Annotated in this window: 1 protein-coding gene; it reads left to right on the plus strand. The window is 67.4% G+C overall.

The features are described 5' to 3' along the window. The coding region (locus tag TX83_RS21850) for a condensation domain-containing protein (protein ID WP_222423809.1) at positions 1 to 457 on the plus strand (457 nt) is incomplete at both ends.

The following is a 457-nucleotide window of genomic DNA, read 5'->3' on the forward strand; positions in this document are numbered from 1 at the left end:
GCTGGGGCTGTGCAGCGGCCGCGACGACGTGGTGTTCGGCACCGTGTTGTTCGGTCGCATGCACGGCGGCCCCGGCATCGATCGCGCCATGGGCATGTTCATCAACACCTTGCCGGTGCGCATCGCCCTGAGCGGACGCAGTGCGGCGCAGGGACTGCGCGAGACCCACGAACGCCTCACCGGCCTGCTGCGCCACGAGCAGGCGTCGTTGACCCTGGCCCAACGCTGCAGCGGTCTCGGCGCGAACGTGCCGATGTTCTCCGCCTTGCTCAACTACCGCCACAGCCGCGCCGAAACCTTCGGCGAAAGCCGAATCGCCGAGGGCATCGAGTTCCTCGGCGGGCGCGATCTGACCAACTATCCGTTCTGCCTGTACGTCGACGATCTCGGCCGCGACTTCGTCCTCACCGCAGAAGTCGAACGCAGCGTCGACGCGCAACGCATCTGCGGCTTCGTC

The organism is Lysobacter antibioticus HS124, assembly GCF_000336385.2.
GTDB classification, from domain to species: Bacteria; Pseudomonadota; Gammaproteobacteria; order Xanthomonadales; family Xanthomonadaceae; genus Lysobacter; species Lysobacter firmicutimachus.